Genomic DNA, 15,464 nt, shown 5'->3' with positions numbered 1-15,464 from the left:
ACTCACCCGAAGATCAGGAAGGTGGAGATGAGCACCACCAGACCGATCAGCATGGTGAAGGCGTAGACCGCGATCGAGCCGGTCTGGATACGCACCGCCTGCACCGAGCCGCCGGCGGTCAGCCGCGCCATCCCCTCGGGCACGCCCTGGATGATGCCCTCGTCGCCGACATGCCAGAGCAGCCCGGCAAGCCGCCGATACGGCCTGACCAGGATGGCATCGTAGATCTCGTCGAAGTACCACTTGTTGAGCAGGAACAGATACAGCCCGCGATAACGTTGCGCGAGCCGGCCCGGTAGCGCCGGGCGTAGCCGGTAGGCGAACACCGCCGTCAGAACGCCCGCGATGGCCAGTACTGTGGGCACCAGTGAGATCGCGATGGGTATCTGCTCCACCGCGGTCAGCACGTTGTTGTTCGGGCCGGTGAAGATGGCGCCGTTCCAGAAACCCGACTGATCGACACCGATGAACCAGGGCGCCAGCAGCCAGCCGCCGAACGTCGCACCCAGCGCCAGCACCACCAGCGGTAGCAGGATCAGCAGCGGGCTCTCATGCGCGTGCGCGGCCAGTTGCGCGTCGCGCGGCGCCCCGTGAAACACCAGGAACAGCAGCCGCCAGCTATACAGAGCGGTGATGAAGGCGGTGAGCGAGCCGAGCGCCCAGCCGTAAAAGCCAAAGCCGGTATGCGCGGCCCAGGTCGCCTCCAGGATCGCATCCTTCGACCACCAGCCGGCAAAGGGCGGGATGGCAGCCAATGCCAACGAGCCGATCCACATCACCACGCAGGTCACCGGAAGCTTACGGGCCAGCCCACCCATCCTGAACATATCCTGCTCGCCATGCAGCCCATGGATGACAGAACCGGCCGACAGGAACAGCAGCGCCTTGAAGAAGGCATGGGTGGTCAGATGGAACATGCCGGCCTGATACACGCCGACGCCGCAGGCCATGAACATGTAGCCGAGCTGCGAGCAGGTGGAGTAGGCGATGGTGCGCTTGATGTCCGGCTGCACCAGCCCCACCGTCGCGGCGAAGAAGCAGGTCGAGGCGCCGATCACCTCGATAATGTCCTTGGTCACCGGCGCGAACTCGATCAGCGGCGACATACGCGCCATCAGAAAGACGCCCGCGGTGACCATGGTGGCGGCATGGATCAGGGCGGAGACCGGTGTCGGCCCCTCCATCGCGTCGGGCAGCCAGGTATGGAAGAAGAGTTGCGCCGACTTGCCGGCAGCGCCGATGAACAGCAGCACGCCGATAACTTCGTAGGCACGCATGTCAAGCCCGAACAGACGGTACATCGCATGGGCATGCGCCGGCACCAAAGCGAAGATGTTGTCGTAGCTGACGGTGCCGAACTGGGTGAAGGTGAGCGCGATGCCGACCATGAAAAACAGGTCCGCGATCCGGTTGACCACAAAGGCCTTGTTTGCCGCCGCCTGCGCGTTCGGCCGGTCATACCAGTAGCCGATCAGCAAATAGCTTGCGAGCCCGACGCCTTCCCAGCCGAAGAACAGCTGGATCAGGTTGTCCGACGAGACCAGCATCAGCATCGCGAAGCTGAACAGCGACAAGTACGAGAAGAAGCGCGACGTCGGCCACTCCTCGCCCGCCATATAGCCGACGCTGTAGATGTGGATCAGCGTCGAGACGACGGTAACCATCGCTACCATCTCGGCGGACAGCGTATCGAACCGCAGAATCCAGGGCGCGTGAAAGCCACCCGCCTGCACCCAGTCGGAAATCGGCACGGCCAACGTCGGCGAACCCGCTTCCAGCCCGAGCGCCAGCGCCCAGACGCCGCAGACCGACGCCAGCACCATCATCGCGATACTGACCAGCTGGGCGGCACGATCGCCGATCACGCGTCCAAACAGGCCGGCAACAATTGACCCCAACAAGGGCGCGAACACGGCGATGGTGAAAAGGCTTGGGACGGCGGCCATCTCAGCCCTTCATCAAGCGCGCGTCCTCGACCTCGATCGAGCCGCGGTTGCGGAAATAGACGGTGACGATGGCGAGCCCGATGGCCGCCTCCGCCGCCGCGATGGTCAGCACGAACAAGGTGAACACCTGCCCGGAGAGGTCGCCCAGCGCCGCCGAGAACGCCACCAGGTTGATGTTGGCGGCGAGCAGGATCAGCTCGATCGACATCATGATGGTGATGATGTTCTTGCGGTTGATGAAGATGCCGAAGACGCCGAGCACCAGCAGGATGGCGCTGACCACGAGGTAGGGCGTGAGCCCAACGCTGGCGATTCCAAGCTGGCCCGCGCTCATGCTTCGGTCCCCTTGCGCACCACGTCCTTGCTACGCAGGAAACCGCCATTCTCGTCGGTGTTCTGGCCAAGACCGAGTGTCATCATCTCGATGGTGTCGGCCGGCACGCGCGCATGCTGTTTGGCCAAATCCTGGCGCTTGGCTACCGGACGATCGCGATGGGTCAGCACGATCGCACCGATCATCGCCACCAGCAGCACCAGCCCGCAGGCCTGGAACAGGAACACGTAATCCGTATAGATCAGCCGACCCAAAGCCGCGGTATTGCTTACGGCACCCACGACATGCGCGTGCGGCAGGGCGCGCACGTTCGGCGCAATCCGCCAATGTCCGACGGCAAGGCCGATCTCGGCCAACAGCACCGCCCCAAGCGTCAAGCCGATAGGCGCATAGCGCTGGAAGCCCTCGCGTGTCGGCGAGAAGTCAATATCAAGCATCATCACGACGAACAGGAACAGCACCGCGACGGCGCCGACATAGACGATCACCAGGATCATCGCCAGGAACTCGGCGCCTGCGATAAGGAACAGCCCCGCCGCGTTGAAGAACGCGAGGATCAGGAACAGCACCGAATGCACCGGGTTGCGCGCACTCACCACCATCGCCGCGGACAGCACCAGCACCGTGGCAAACACATAGAAGGCGATCTGGGTCAGAATCATCGGTAGGGGGCGTCCTGCTCCAGCCTGCGCGCGAGAACGCTCTCCCAGCGATCACCGTTCGCCAGCAGCTTGTCCTTGTCGTACATCAGCTCCTCCCGCGTCTCGGTGGCGAACTCGTAGTTCGGCCCCTCGACGATCGCGTCCACGGGGCAGGATTCCTCGCATAGCCCGCAATAGATGCACTTGGTCATGTCGATATCATAGCGCGTGGTGCGCCGCGAGCCGTCCTCGCGCGGCTCCGCCTCGATGGTGATCGCCTCCGCCGGACAGATCGCCTCGCACAGCTTGCAGGCGATGCACCGCTCCTCGCCATTGGGATAGCGACGCAGCGCATGCTCGCCCTTGAAGCGCGGCGACAACGGGCCCTTCTCATTGGGATAATTGATCGTGGCTTTCGGCTTGAACATGTAGCGCAGGGTCACGCCCATCCCTGCCACGAGTTCGAACAGCAGAAACGAGCGGGCGGTGCGGTCTAGGAAAGCCATCGTGTGTGTCCCTCAGGAATCGGGGTCTGGGGCCTGAGGCCCCAGCGGGGTCCAGGGGCAGCGCCCCTGGGCTTTCACCGGACCACCCCTGCGTGCGGCAGCAGGCCGGTCGCCATCAGGAACGCCGCAGTCAGCACCATCCAGCCGAGCGAGAACGGTAGGAACACCTTCCAGCCGAGCCGCATCAACTGGTCGTAACGAAAGCGCGGGAAGGTGCCGCGCACCCAGATGAACACGAACAGCACGAACAGGATCTTGGCGATGAACCAGATCGGGCCGGGTATCCAGGTGAACGGCACGATCCCGACTGGCGGCAGCCAGCCGCCCAGGAACAGGATGGTGGTCATCGCCGCCATCAGGAACATGTTGGCGTATTCGCCGAGGAAGAACAGCCCGAAGGCGAGGGAGCTGTATTCGACGAAGAACCCCGCCACCAGCTCGCTCTCGCCTTCGGGCAGGTCGAACGGCGCGCGGTTGGTTTCGGCCAGGGCGGAGATGAAGAAGACGATGAACATCGGGAACATCGGCAGGCAGAACCAGACGCTGCGCTGGGCCAGCACGATGTCGTTGAGGTTGAGGCTGCCGACGCAGAGCAGCACCGACACCAGCACCAGGCCGATCGAGACCTCGTAGCTGACCATCTGTGCGGCCGAACGCAGGCCGCCCATGAAGGCGTATTTGGAATTGCTGGCCCAGCCGGCGATCAGGATGCCGTAGACGCCGAGCGAGGAGATCGCGAACAGATAGAGCACGCCCACATTGATGTCGGCGACCGCCCAATGGTTGTTGGTCGGGATCACCGCCCAGGCACTCATCGCCAGCCCGAAGGTCAGCAGCGGTGCGATCAGGAACAGCGCGCGGTTGGCGCCCGACGGGATCACCGTCTCCTTGGTGATCATCTTGATCGCGTCGGCGAAGGCCTGCAGCAACCCGAATGGCCCCACCGTGTTTGGCCCCACCCTGAGCTGGATTGCCGCCAGGACCTTGCGCTCGGCATAGGTGAGATAGGCGACGCCGATCAGCAGCGGCACCAGTACTGCCAGGGTTTCCAGCACGGTCAGGAGCAGCAGCCCGAAATCGGTATGCAGGAAGAAGTGGTTCACGCGTCGTCGACCTCCTACTCCGCCGCCGTCTTGATCGCGGACGGGGCATAGACCCGCGTGCACTCCGCCATTGTCATACTCGCGCGGCTGATTGCGTTGGTCTGGTAATAGTCGCCCATGGTGCTGACCAGCGGCGCCGAGCCGAGTGCGCGAAGGTCGCCCGCGGGGCCGGTGAAGTCGCGCACCCCAAAGCGTGGCAGGCTGGTGCGGGCGAACACCGGATTGACCTGCTCCAGGCGCTCGCGCACGGCTTCCAGGCTGTCATAGGGTAATTTGCGACCGATCACCTCGGAGACGGCGCGAAGGATGCGCCAGTCCTCCTTGGCCTCGCCGGGCGGGAACACCGCGCGGAAGGCCCGCTGCACCCGGCCCTCGGTGTTGATGTATGTACCGGGCTTTTCGGTATAGGCCGCCCCGGGCAGGATGACGTCGGCGTGTACTGCACTCGCATCGCCGTGATGGCCCTGATAGATCACGAAGGTGTCCGGCCCGATCCGCGCCGGATGGAACTCGTCCGCCCCGAGCAGCCACAGCACCTTGACCCCGCCGCTCATCATGCCCGCGACCGACCGCGCGCCGGGGGACGGCACGAAGCCGAGTTCCAGGCCCGCAACGCGGCTCGCGGCGGTGTGCAGCACGTTGTAGCCGTTCCACTCGGCACTCAGCGCGCCGACATCGCGGGCGAGTTGCCAGCAGGCTGCCTGGATCGCCGCGGCGTCGTCGCGCACCAGCGCGCCCTGCCCCAGCACGATCATCGGCCGAGCCGCGCCGCGCAACATTCCGGCAAACGCCACAGAACCGTCAAGCAGGCCCGCGAGGCGTGACGGATGGTCGCCGAGATCCGTCACCGGGTAGGTGTGATCGAGCCCTGGCGTTCCGAAGACACCGATCGGAAAGCCACCCGCGGTGTAGCGCTTGCGAATGCGCGCATTGAGCACGGGGGCGGCGTGCCGAGGGTCGCAGCCGACCAGCAGCAACGCATCGGCCTCCTCGATTCCGGCGATGGTGGTGTTGAACAACCCGAACTCGCGGCGGCCGGTGTCATAGCGCGCGCCGTCCTGCCGGCAATCGATGTTGCCGCTGCCGAGCGAGGCCATCAGGTCCTTGAGTGCGAGCATGCTCTCGGCGTCGCACAGATCACCGGCGATGGCGCCGATCCGCTCGCCCTGCACCCCTTCGAGCCGGTTGCCGATGGCGACGAACGCGTCTTGCCAGCTCACCTTGTGCAGCTTGCCGTGCACACGCAGCCAGGGCGAGTCCAGCCGGCGACGCTTCAGCCCGTCGAGCGAGAAGCGGCCCTTGTCGGCCATCCACTCCTCGTTCACCGCGTCGTTGACGCGCGGCAGGATACGCAGCACCTCGGCACCGCGCGCCTGCACGCTGATATTGGTGCCGACGGCGTCGGTCACGTCGATGCTGTCGGTCTTCTTCAGCTCCCACGGCCGTGCGACGAAGGCGTCCGGCTTGGAGGTGAGTGCGCCCACGGGACAGATATCGATCAGGTTGCCCGACAGCTCAGAGGTCAGCGCCTGCTCGACATAGGTGGTGATCTCCATGTTCTCACCGCGCGAGGTGGCGCCCAGCTCCGGCACGCCGGCGATCTCGGTGGCGAAGCGGATGCAGCGCGTGCATTGGATGCAGCGGGTCATTACCGTCTTCACCAGCGGGCCGAGATATTTGTCGGTGACCGCGCGCTTGTTCTCGGCATAGCGCGAATGGTCCGATCCGTAGGCATAGGCCTGGTCCTGCAGGTCGCACTGGCCACCCTGGTCGCAGATCGGGCAGTCAAGCGGATGGTTGATCAGCAGGAATTCCATGACCGCGCGGCGCGCTCGGCGCACCACTTCGGTGTCGGTCTTCACCACCATGCCCTCCATCACCGGATAGCCGCAGGAAGCGACCGGCTTTGGCGCCTTCTCCACCTCCACCAGGCACATCCGGCAGTTGCCGGCGATCGACAGCCGCTCGTGATAGCAAAAGCGCGGGATTTCCTTGCCGGCCGCCTCGCAGGCCTGCAGCACGGTCGAGCCGTTCGCGACCTCGACCGGAATGCCGTCGACGGTAAGCTTCGCCATGCCCGCTACTCCGCCGCGACAGGAAGATTGGTCGGGGTCGCCGCCAGCTTCGCCGCCGGGTGGGCTGCCCTGTAGGCGGCGATGCGCTCCTCCATCACCGGGCGGAAATGCCGGATAAGCCCCTGGATTGGCCAGGCGGCGGCATCGCCCAATGCGCAGATCGTATGGCCCTCGACCTGACGGGTGACCTGCTCGAGCATGTCGATCTCCTCGAGCTCGGCGCGGCCCTGGACCATGCGGTCCATCACCCGCATCATCCAGCCGGTGCCCTCGCGGCAGGGGGTGCACTGGCCGCAGCTCTCATGCTTAAAGAAGCGCGCGAAGCGGGCGATTGCCTGCACCACGTCGGTCGACTGGTCCATGACGATCATCGCAGCAGTCCCGAGGCCGGAGCGCTCGTTGCGCAGAGCGTCGTAATCCATCAGCACCGTATCACAGACCGACTTCGGCAGGATCGGCACCGAGCAGCCGCCGGGGATGACCGCGAGCAGATTGTCCCAGCCGCCGCGCACGCCGCCGGCATGACGGTCGATGATCTCGCGCATCGGCGTGCTCATCGCATCCTCGACGACGCAGGGCCGATTCACGTGCCCGCCGACGACGAACAGCTTGGTGCCGGCATTGTTCGGCCGGCCGATACCGGCGAACCAGGCGGCCCCGCGTCGCAGGATGGTCGAGGCGACGGCGATGGTCTCGACATTGTTGACCGTCGTCGGACAGCCATACAGCCCCATCGCCGCGGGGAATGGCGGCTTCATCCGCGGCAGGCCCTTCTTGCCCTCCAGGCTCTCGAGCATGGCGGTCTCTTCGCCACAGATATAGGCACCGGCCCCGCGATGGATGTGGAAGTCGAAATCCCAGCCCGACCCGCACGCATTGCGGCCGATCAGCCCGGCATCGTAGGCCTCGTCGACTGCCCGTTGCAGGGCCACCGCCTCGGCGAAATACTCACCGCGAATGTAGAGATAGGCGGTATGCGCGCCCATCGCGAACGAGGCGAACAACGCGCTCTCGATCAGCTTGTGCGGCTCGTGCCGCATGATCTCGCGATCCTTGCACGTGCCCGGCTCGCTCTCGTCGCCGTTGATCGTCAAATAATGCGGCCGCCCGTCCGAGGTCTTCGGCATGAACGACCATTTCAGCCCTGTGGGGAACCCTGCGCCGCCGCGGCCGCGCAGGTTCGACGCCTTCATTTCGGCGACGATGGTGTCTCGCCCACGCGCCAGGATTGCTGCCGTACCGTCCCAGTCGCCGCGTGCCTGCGCGCCGGCAAGCGTCCGGTCGCCCTGGCCATAGATGTTGGTAAAAATCCGGTCCCGGTCGTCGAGCATGGGTCAGGTCCTGTCGGGAGGGCTGAGCAGGGTCGTGCGTTCACCGATCGGCGCCGAGGCGCAGCGACCGATGCTGGACCCCGGTTTTGGCAACTCTCCGCGTTGTAGCGCCTCAAGCAGCAATGTTGTGCGCGGACCGTCGAGATCCTCGTAGTAATCGTCGTTGATCTGCATCATCGGCGCGTTGGCACAGGCACCCAGGCACTCGACCTCGGTCATGGTGAACAGCCCGTCCGCCGAGGTCTCCTCCCAGCCGCGTATGCCGGTCGCAGCCCGGCAGGCGGCCACCACCGCGTCCGAGCCACGCAGCCAGCAGGGCGTGGTGGTGCAGATCTGCAAATGATGGCGCCCGACCGGCTTGGTGTTGAACATCAGATAGAAGGTCGCGACCTCGTAGACCCGGATCGGCGGCATGCTCAAGCGTGCGGCCACCGCATCCATGCCCACCCGTGGCACCCAGGCGCTGCCGGTCTGCCGGCGCATCTGCTTCTGCACGAGATAAAGTAGCGGGATCACCCCGCTCGCCTGCCGGCCTTCGGGATAATGCGCCAAGATCGGCGCGATCGCGGCCTCGCTCTCCTCGTCGAAGACGAACCTCTCGGGCTGTTGCGACGGCACGTCACGCGGCGCATGGCCGGGCGAGCCGTGCCCGATATTCTCCGCTGAAAAATGTCCGGACATGGCGCCTACCTGTCGATCTCGCCGAACACCAGATCGATCGACCCGATGATCGCCACCGTATCCGCCAGCATGTGCCGCCGCGCCAGCTCGTCGAGTGCCTGCAGATGCGCAAATCCGGTCGAGCGGATTTTGCAGCGATACGGCCGGTTGGTGCCGTCCGCCACCAGATAGACTGCGAACTCGCCCTTGGGGCTCTCGGTCGCGGTGTAGGTGGCCCCCGGCGGCACGTGGTAGCCCTCGGTGAACAGCTTGAAGTGGTGAATTAGCGCCTCCATCGAGCGCTTCATCTCGCGCCGGGTCGGCGGGCTGATCTTGTTGTCCTGGATCTTGACCGGACCGATCGGCATCTTCGCCAGGCATTGCTTGATGATCAGAACGCTCTGCCGCATCTCGGCGACGCGGATCAGGAAGCGGTCATAGCAGTCGCCGTTACGAGACACCGGAACCTCGAATTCGACCTGGTCGTAGGCGTCGTAGGGCTGCGACCGGCGCAGATCCCACGGCACACCGGACGCCCGCAGGTTCGGCCCGGAAAACCCCCAGGCGAGCGCCTGTTCGGCGGAAAACACGCCGATGCCGACCGTGCGTTGCTTCCAGATACGGTTGCCGGTCAGCAAGGCCTCGATATCGTCGATAAAGCTCGGAAACCGCTCAGCCCAGGCGGCAATCCGCTCCAGCAGACCGGCCGGCAGGTCGCGCGCAACCCCGCCGGGACGGAAATAATTAGCGTGGTAGCGCGCACCCGACGCCGCCTCGTAGAACTCCAGGAGGTTCTCACGCTCTTCATAGCCCCACAGCGCCGGCGTCAGCGCCCCGCAATCGAGCCCGAACGAGGTCACCGCCAGCAGGTGGTTGAGCACCCGGGTAATCTCGGCGAACATCGTGCGTATCCACTTCGCACGCGGCGGGATCTCGATGCCGAGCAGCTTCTCGGTGGCCAGCGCGAAGGCCTGCTCCTCGCACATCGGCGAGACGTAATCGAGCCGGTCGAAATACGGCAGCGCCTTCATGTAGGTCTTGTATTCGATCAGCTTTTCGGTGCCGCGATGCAGCAGGCCGATATGCGGTGCTGCCCGCGCCACCACTTCGCCGTCCATCTCCAGCACCAGGCGCAACACCCCGTGCGCCGCCGGATGCTGCGGGCCGAAATTCAGCGAGTGGCTGTCGATCTCAACGGTCTTGATGCGCGGATCGGTCTCCGGCAGGTCCGCCAACCCCGCTTCCGGCAACATCGTCTGCGGACGATCCTCGCGCAGGATGATGTCGCCGCCGATGCTGCTGTCGAGATCGTTCATGCGGCACTCCCTGCGGGCGGGTTCTGGCGGTTTTCGTGCGCCTTCTCGTCGCCGGGCAGCGTCAGCACACCTTCCCAGGGCGACTCGAAGTCGAAGTTGCGGAAATCCTGGGTCAGCTTGACCGGCTCATAGATCACCTGTCGTCGGTCGACGTCGTAACGCACCTCGACATAGCCGGTGAGCGGGAAATCCTTGCGCAACGGATGTCCCTCGAAGCCGTAATCGGTGAGAATGCGTCGCAGGTCCGGCTGACCAGAGAACAGCACCCCGAACAGATCGTAGCATTCACGCTCCCACCAGGTCGCCGATGGCCAAATCCGGTGCACCGAGGGCACCGGCTGCGTCTCGTCGGTCGTGACGATCACCCGCACCCGCTGGTTCAGCACAACAGAGAGCAGATTATAGACGACGTCGAAACGCTCCGCGCGCTCCGGGAAATCCACCCCGCACAGATCCATCATCTGCTGAAAGCGCAGACCGGGATCGTCGCGCAACAGGGTCATGACCGAGAGCAACGACGCACGATCCGTTCGGACCACCAGTTCGCCCTGTTCGACGGCAGCCTGCGAGATGCCCGCGACAGTCGTCGACAGGCGCACCGCTATTGCACCAAGGCGGGGGACCCCCAGACGATCAGCCACGCAGGATGGTCCCGGTGCGCCGGATCTTTTTCTGGAGTTGCAGGATGCCGTAGACCAGCGCCTCGGCGGTTGGCGGGCAGCCGGGTACATAGATATCGACCGGGACGATCCGGTCGCAGCCGCGCACCACGGAGTAGCTATAGTGATAATAGCCGCCGCCGTTGGCGCAGGAGCCCATCGAAATCACCCAGCGCGGCTCCGCCATCTGGTCGTAGACCCGGCGCATGGCCGGCGCCATCTTGTTGGTCAGCGTCCCGGAGACGATCATGACGTCGGCCTGCCGAGGCGAGCCGCGCGGGATGATGCCCAGCCGGTCCAGGTCGTAGCGCGGCATGAATGCGTGGATCATCTCGACGGCGCAGCAGGCGAGCCCGAACGAGAGCGGCCAGAGGCTGCCGGTGCGGCCCCAATTGACCAGCTTGTCGAGGTTGGCGACGATGAAGCCCTTATCGGCGATCTCCCCGGTGATGCCGCGCACCACGGCGTCCTGTTCGGGTCCGGGTGGCAGCGTCTCGCGGTTCCAGGTCAGTTCGGTCGAGATATCATTGCTCATCGCTGCATCATTCCCAATCGAGCGCGCCTTTGCGCCACTCGTAGACGAAGCCCACCGTCAGCACCGCGAGGAAACCCATCATCGAGAGGAACCCGAAGGCGCCGATCGAGGCGAGGCTCACCGCCCAGGGAAACAGGAACGCCACCTCCAGATCAAAGATGATGAACAGGATTGCCACCAGGTAGAAGCGCACATCAAAGCGTCGGCGGGCATCGTCAAAGGCGTCGAAGCCGCACTCGTAGGCACTCAGCTTTTCGGCATAAGGCTTCTGCTGTGCGGCGAACAACGATGCTCCGAGCATGGCGCCGGCGATCCCGAAGGCGATCACGGCAAACACCAGCACCGGAAAATAGGTCGACAGCACCGCGAGCATTCCAGATGGTCTCCAAGCCGGCATGGGTGTTGTGGGGTCACCCCCATCTGGCGTGTAACACCTTACGGCGCAACCACTTGTCACATCATATCAACGGCTCGCCGAGGCGTGATGAACCCTGGGATGCATGGCGCGAGTGACGGGGCTCGAACCCGCGACCTCCGGCGTGACAGGCCGGCGCTCTAACCAACTGAGCTACACCCGCAACTGGCGTGACCGGCGATGTAACGGCCAAGCTGACACCCGTCAAGGCAGCCCGCCTGTAGCGGCGCGCTCTGGTGGGCGGTGACGGGTTCGAACCGCCGACCCTCTCGGTGTAAACGAGACGCTCTACCGCTGAGCTAACCGCCCCTCTACTTTCAGCTCACGGCGTCCTTGAGCGTCTTGCCGGGCTTGAAACGCACCGAGGTGGAGGCCGGGATGTCGATTTCCGCACCGGTGCGCGGATTGCGACCTTTGGCCGCCTTACGCTGGGCGGCAACGAACGTGCCGAAGCCGACCAGGCGGACCTCCTGCTTGTTGCGTAGTGCCTTTTCGATCGAAGCGAACACGGCGTCCACGACTTCCCCCGCCTTGGCTTTGGGCAGATCGGCCTCGTCGGCGACGGCCGAGACGAGTTCCTGCTTGTTGAGTGGCTTCTCCATGTCACGCCTTTCTGATTTGGGCTTGGACCACCTTGAGCGACCCGCGCCATTCTCGAACGCTTCCTGCCCGCAGGGCTTGGAAGTGCGCGACAGTAAGGGGCGCCGTTCCAATGCGTCAACGAAGCATCTGCTCCGCTTGAGAGCCGGCTACGGTCTCCAGGTCGTATGCTCGGCGCCGGACAATTGGCGGTCGAGATAGAACGCGGCACTGATCAAGGCGAGATGGGTCAGCGCCTGCGGGAAGTTGCCAAGATGCTCGCCTACCGGCCCCAGCTCCTCGGCATAGAGCCCAAGCGGATTGGCGTAACGCAGCACGCGCTCGAACAGCAGCTGCGCCTGGTCGAGCCGGCCGGCGCGGGCCAGGCATTCGACATACCAGAACGAGCAGGCGGTGAACGCGCCTTCCTGGCCGTCGAGGCCGTCGTCGGATCGGTAGCGGTAGACCAGGCCGTCGTCGGTCAGTTGCTCGCCGATGGCGTCCAGGGTGGCGAGCCAGACCGGATCGGTGGCTGAGACGAAGCGCACCAGCGGCATCATCAGGGCCGCCGCATCGAGCGAGGTCGCCCCTTGATATTGCACGAAGATGCCGGTCTTGGGGTGACGGAAATTCGCCCAGATGTCGGCGTTGATCGCGCCCCGTGTCTCGGACCAGCGCCCGAACGGCGCCGGCAGCGAGCGTTTGGCCGCCAGACGCAGCGCGCGGTCGACCGCGACCCAGCACATCAGCCGCGAGTGCAGGAATGCCTTCGGCGGCCCGCGCATCTCCCAGATGCCGGCGTCCGGTTCCCGCCAATGCGCGCAGACATGCTCGACCACGCAGCACACATGCTGCCAGCCTTCATGGCTGATCGCATCGCCGTACTTGTTGGAGAGGTAGGTGCTGTCGAGCAGTTCGCCGTAAATGTCGAGCTGCATCTGGCCGCCTGCGTCATTGCCGATCCGTACTGGCCGCGCGCCGCCATAGCCGGCGAGGTCGAGCTCCTGTTCGGGTGCCGCCTCGCCGCCGTCGAGGGCGTACATGATACGCAGCCTGCCGTCGGGGCCCGCATCCCGCAGCCGGGCTGCCACCCATCCGGTAAAGGCGGTGGCCTCCGCGACATAACCCAGGCGCATGAAGGCATAGACGGTGAACGACGAGTCGCGAATCCAGGCGGCACGGTAGTCCCAGTTGCGGTCGCCGCCCGGCGCTTCCGGCAGTCCGAAGGTCGCCGCCGCGGCCACCGAACCGTGCCGGTGCGATGTCAGCAGCTTGAGCACCAGCGCCGAGCGGCCGACCGCCTCGCGCCAGCGGCCGCGATAAATGGAGCGTCGTGCCCAACCCTGCCAGAAGGCATGGGCCCCCGCGATCGCGACATTTACGGCGTCACCGGCCAGGGCTGCCTCGGTGCCGTCATCGAGCACGAAGTCGGCCTGCCCGCCGACCTCCAGCGTGAACGAAGCAACGGCGGCAGTGCCGTCCAAGGCGAGCGGCACCGACCCGCTCAGGCGCACCTGGCGTTCGCCACCGGAGAAGCGCACGCCGTCCGAGCACGCCTCGGCCGCCATGTCGGCGCGTCCGTAATCGAAGCACGGCCGGCAGCGCAGACCAAATCGCACGCGGCCGCGCGTGACCCGCACGCTGCGTATCAGTCGCGGCGCCCCCCGCTCGCAGGCGGGAGACGCCAGCAGGTCGCAGACCTCGGCACTGCCCTCCGCCGACAGCCAGCGCGTGACCAGTACGTTGCTGTCCGGCAGGTAGGTCTGCAGCTGGCGTGGCGAGTCGAGCACCGGGCTCAGTGCGAACGACCCGCCCTGGTCGTGGTCCAGTAGGGAGGCGAACAGGCTGGGACTGTCGAAGCAGGGCCAGCACATGAAGTCGATGGTGCCGTCGCCCGCCACCAGGGCCGCGGTCGAAAGGTCGCCGATGATCCCGTGATCCTCGATGGGGGCACTCATCGAACCGTCCGCTCGAACGGGAACGCAGCCGCGCCACGATGGTGCGGATCCAGCGCCAGGCGGTGCGCAAGCGGCGGCTGCGCGCGCGAGCGGCAGTCCGGCCAGTCGCACAGACGGCAGCTCACCCCGATCCGGTTGATCGCATGCGCCATATCCAGCCCCTCCGAATAGACCATCTCGCCGGCCCGCCCAGCCTCGCAGCCAAGCACGATGACGTGCAGCGGGGGGATATCGTTCCAACCGAGTGCCGTCGCCTGTACGCTGCGCGCCACGCAGAGGAACACCGCGCCGTCCGGAAGCTCGCCGAGCTGCACGCGTAGTGCGCCGGGTGTCGCCAGAGCGGTATTGCCAATCCAGCGGGCGCACGAGCCGCCATTCTGCGAAATCGGGAAGCCCGCGATCGAAAAGCTCTTGGTGATGTTGGACGCCGCATCCAGCCGCACGAAAAACAACGGAATGCCGCGGCTGCCCGGCCGGTGCAGAGTCGAGAGCCTTTGTGCCATCTGCTCGAACGACACCGCGAAGCGCGAGGCCAGCAGGTCGATATCGTAACGCAGCGACACCGCCGCCTCCAGCACCGCCGCATACGGCATCAGCAACGCCGCCGCGGCGTAGTTGGTCAGCCCGATCCGGATCAGCGTCGCGGCCTCCGGCGTGCTCGGCGCGATCGCCGCCAGCATCGCATCCAGAACCGCGCCAGCCTCGATCAGCATAAGCTGGAAGGCCATGTGAAAGCCGCGGCTCTCGCGGCGCAAAACGTCGGAGAGCACCAGAAGCCGCGACGCCGGGTCGTAGGAGCGCAGCGCGCCCTTCAATGGCCCGACCTGCACGACGAGCCCGTGCCGGCGACGCAGCCGCTCGGCGATGGCATGGTTCATCTCCGACTGCGCCAGAGCGGGCCCGATATCGGCGCGCACCGCCTCCGCCGCCGCTTCGAGCTCGGGAAAATGGTTCGAGCGGTCCTGGTAGAGCTGGCGCGCCTCGTCGGTCGGCAGCACGATTCGCCGGCCCGACGGCAGCAGCATGCCAAGCCCGTCCTCCCGCGCCACCCGGAGGGCCCGATGCAGCGAAACCACCGCCCGCGCCGCCTGCGGATGAGCCGCCAGGGCGGCAATTTCGGCGGCCGGCAGCGGCTCCTGACCCAGCAGCGGGTCGGACAGCGCGTCACGTAGTGCTGCCTCGCGCGCGCGCTCCTCGTCGCCGGACAGGCTTTCCAGCGGCACATCGAGGGTCCGGGTCAGCTTGATCAGCAGCGAGGCGGTCACCGCCCGCTGGTCGTGCTCGAGCAGGTTGAGATAGCTCGCGGAAATGCCCAGCCTGGCGGCGAGGCCCTGCTGCGACAGCCCCCGCTCCAGGCGCAGCCGACGCAAGGTGGCACCGATCATCGGTCGAGTCATGATCCCGCT

The 15,464-nt window shown here is 65.7% G+C and carries 15 protein-coding genes and 2 tRNA genes; all 17 read right to left on the bottom strand.

Annotation, left to right across the window (positions count from 1 at the left end):
* Window positions 1-2 precede the first annotated feature (2 nt).
* The gene (gene nuoL, locus ACQY4K_RS20845) at window positions 3-1,946 is read right to left on the bottom strand and encodes an NADH-quinone oxidoreductase subunit L (RefSeq protein WP_428392178.1); all 1,944 of its coding nucleotides are present in this window, start codon (window positions 1,944-1,946) and stop codon (window positions 3-5) included.
* Window position 1,947: 1 nt separating this feature from the next.
* Window positions 1,948-2,280: an NADH-quinone oxidoreductase subunit NuoK gene (gene nuoK / locus ACQY4K_RS20840; RefSeq protein WP_428392176.1), complete on the bottom strand. Its 333-nt coding sequence runs from the start codon at window positions 2,278-2,280 to the stop codon at window positions 1,948-1,950.
* Complete coding sequence (locus tag ACQY4K_RS20835; protein ID WP_428392174.1) at window positions 2,277-2,942, bottom strand: NADH-quinone oxidoreductase subunit J; 666 nt, start codon at window positions 2,940-2,942, stop codon at window positions 2,277-2,279. Before ACQY4K_RS20835 ends, nuoK begins: the two co-directional genes overlap by 4 nt.
* A complete protein-coding gene (gene nuoI / locus ACQY4K_RS20830) occupies window positions 2,939-3,427 on the bottom strand; it encodes an NADH-quinone oxidoreductase subunit NuoI (RefSeq protein WP_428392172.1) in 489 nt (162 codons plus the stop codon). The genes ACQY4K_RS20835 and nuoI overlap by 4 nt, the downstream gene beginning before the upstream one ends.
* 74 nt (window positions 3,428-3,501) lie before the next feature.
* Window positions 3,502-4,530 (bottom strand): NADH-quinone oxidoreductase subunit NuoH, encoded by a 1,029-nt coding sequence (gene nuoH / locus ACQY4K_RS20825; protein ID WP_428392170.1) that lies wholly within the window; start codon window positions 4,528-4,530, stop codon window positions 3,502-3,504.
* 14 nt (window positions 4,531-4,544) lie between these two features.
* A complete protein-coding gene (nuoG, locus tag ACQY4K_RS20820; RefSeq protein ID WP_428392168.1) occupies window positions 4,545-6,605 on the bottom strand; it encodes an NADH-quinone oxidoreductase subunit NuoG in 2,061 nt (686 codons plus the stop codon).
* A gap of 5 nt (window positions 6,606-6,610) precedes the next feature.
* The gene (gene nuoF / locus ACQY4K_RS20815; RefSeq protein ID WP_428392166.1) at window positions 6,611-7,936 is read right to left on the bottom strand and encodes an NADH-quinone oxidoreductase subunit NuoF; all 1,326 of its coding nucleotides are present in this window, start codon (window positions 7,934-7,936) and stop codon (window positions 6,611-6,613) included.
* Between the two features lie 3 nt (window positions 7,937-7,939).
* Complete coding sequence (locus ACQY4K_RS20810; protein ID WP_428392164.1) at window positions 7,940-8,617, bottom strand: complex I 24 kDa subunit family protein; 678 nt, start codon at window positions 8,615-8,617, stop codon at window positions 7,940-7,942.
* A 5-nt stretch (window positions 8,618-8,622) separates the two neighbouring features.
* Window positions 8,623-9,912 carry an NADH-quinone oxidoreductase subunit D gene (locus tag ACQY4K_RS20805; protein WP_428392162.1) on the bottom strand — a complete coding sequence of 430 codons (1,290 nt, stop codon included), beginning with the start codon at window positions 9,910-9,912 and terminating at the stop codon, window positions 8,623-8,625.
* Window positions 9,909-10,553, bottom strand: coding sequence for an NADH-quinone oxidoreductase subunit C (locus ACQY4K_RS20800; RefSeq protein ID WP_428392161.1), 645 nt, complete (start codon window positions 10,551-10,553; stop codon window positions 9,909-9,911). Before ACQY4K_RS20800 ends, ACQY4K_RS20805 begins: the two co-directional genes overlap by 4 nt.
* Window positions 10,546-11,106, bottom strand: coding sequence for a NuoB/complex I 20 kDa subunit family protein (locus ACQY4K_RS20795; RefSeq protein ID WP_428392159.1), 561 nt, complete (start codon window positions 11,104-11,106; stop codon window positions 10,546-10,548). The genes ACQY4K_RS20800 and ACQY4K_RS20795 overlap by 8 nt, the downstream gene beginning before the upstream one ends.
* Window positions 11,107-11,113: 7 nt before the next feature.
* Window positions 11,114-11,479, bottom strand: coding sequence for an NADH-quinone oxidoreductase subunit A (locus ACQY4K_RS20790; RefSeq protein ID WP_428392158.1), 366 nt, complete (start codon window positions 11,477-11,479; stop codon window positions 11,114-11,116).
* Window positions 11,480-11,607: 128 nt separating this feature from the next.
* Window positions 11,608-11,684, bottom strand: a tRNA-Asp gene (locus ACQY4K_RS20785).
* A 71-nt stretch (window positions 11,685-11,755) separates the two neighbouring features.
* Window positions 11,756-11,830 (bottom strand) — tRNA-Val (locus ACQY4K_RS20780).
* Window positions 11,831-11,838: 8 nt separating this feature from the next.
* Window positions 11,839-12,123, bottom strand: coding sequence for an HU family DNA-binding protein (locus tag ACQY4K_RS20775; protein ID WP_428392156.1), 285 nt, complete (start codon window positions 12,121-12,123; stop codon window positions 11,839-11,841).
* Window positions 12,124-12,270: 147 nt separating this feature from the next.
* The gene (locus ACQY4K_RS20770; RefSeq protein ID WP_428392154.1) at window positions 12,271-14,058 is read right to left on the bottom strand and encodes a glycoside hydrolase family 15 protein; all 1,788 of its coding nucleotides are present in this window, start codon (window positions 14,056-14,058) and stop codon (window positions 12,271-12,273) included.
* Window positions 14,055-15,455 carry a helix-turn-helix domain-containing protein gene (locus ACQY4K_RS20765; protein ID WP_428392152.1) on the bottom strand — a complete coding sequence of 467 codons (1,401 nt, stop codon included), beginning with the start codon at window positions 15,453-15,455 and terminating at the stop codon, window positions 14,055-14,057. Before ACQY4K_RS20765 ends, ACQY4K_RS20770 begins: the two co-directional genes overlap by 4 nt.
* Between the last annotated feature and the right edge of the window lie 9 nt (window positions 15,456-15,464).

The organism is Lichenicoccus sp. (assembly GCF_965276875.1).
Classification (GTDB): Bacteria; Pseudomonadota; Alphaproteobacteria; order Acetobacterales; family Acetobacteraceae; genus Lichenicoccus.
The sequence above is the reverse complement of the archived record's forward strand: the minus strand, read 5'-3'. Positions and strand labels throughout refer to the sequence as shown.

Coding starts and splice junctions, on each gene's coding strand:
- nuoL (WP_428392178.1), bottom strand. CDS start 1,946: ATGGCCGCCGTCCCAAGCCTTTTCACCATCGCCGTGTTCGCGCCCTTG.
- nuoK (WP_428392176.1), bottom strand. CDS start 2,280: ATGAGCGCGGGCCAGCTTGGAATCGCCAGCGTTGGGCTCACGCCCTAC.
- ACQY4K_RS20835 (WP_428392174.1), bottom strand. CDS start 2,942: ATGATTCTGACCCAGATCGCCTTCTATGTGTTTGCCACGGTGCTGGTG.
- nuoI (WP_428392172.1), bottom strand. CDS start 3,427: ATGGCTTTCCTAGACCGCACCGCCCGCTCGTTTCTGCTGTTCGAACTC.
- nuoG (WP_428392168.1), bottom strand. CDS start 6,605: ATGGCGAAGCTTACCGTCGACGGCATTCCGGTCGAGGTCGCGAACGGC.
- nuoF (WP_428392166.1), bottom strand. CDS start 7,936: ATGCTCGACGACCGGGACCGGATTTTTACCAACATCTATGGCCAGGGC.
- ACQY4K_RS20810 (WP_428392164.1), bottom strand. CDS start 8,617: ATGTCCGGACATTTTTCAGCGGAGAATATCGGGCACGGCTCGCCCGGC.
- ACQY4K_RS20805 (WP_428392162.1), bottom strand. CDS start 9,912: ATGAACGATCTCGACAGCAGCATCGGCGGCGACATCATCCTGCGCGAG.
- ACQY4K_RS20795 (WP_428392159.1), bottom strand. CDS start 11,106: ATGAGCAATGATATCTCGACCGAACTGACCTGGAACCGCGAGACGCTG.
- ACQY4K_RS20790 (WP_428392158.1), bottom strand. CDS start 11,479: ATGCTCGCGGTGCTGTCGACCTATTTTCCGGTGCTGGTGTTTGCCGTG.
- ACQY4K_RS20775 (WP_428392156.1), bottom strand. CDS start 12,123: ATGGAGAAGCCACTCAACAAGCAGGAACTCGTCTCGGCCGTCGCCGAC.
- ACQY4K_RS20770 (WP_428392154.1), bottom strand. CDS start 14,058: ATGAGTGCCCCCATCGAGGATCACGGGATCATCGGCGACCTTTCGACC.
- ACQY4K_RS20765 (WP_428392152.1), bottom strand. CDS start 15,455: ATGACTCGACCGATGATCGGTGCCACCTTGCGTCGGCTGCGCCTGGAG.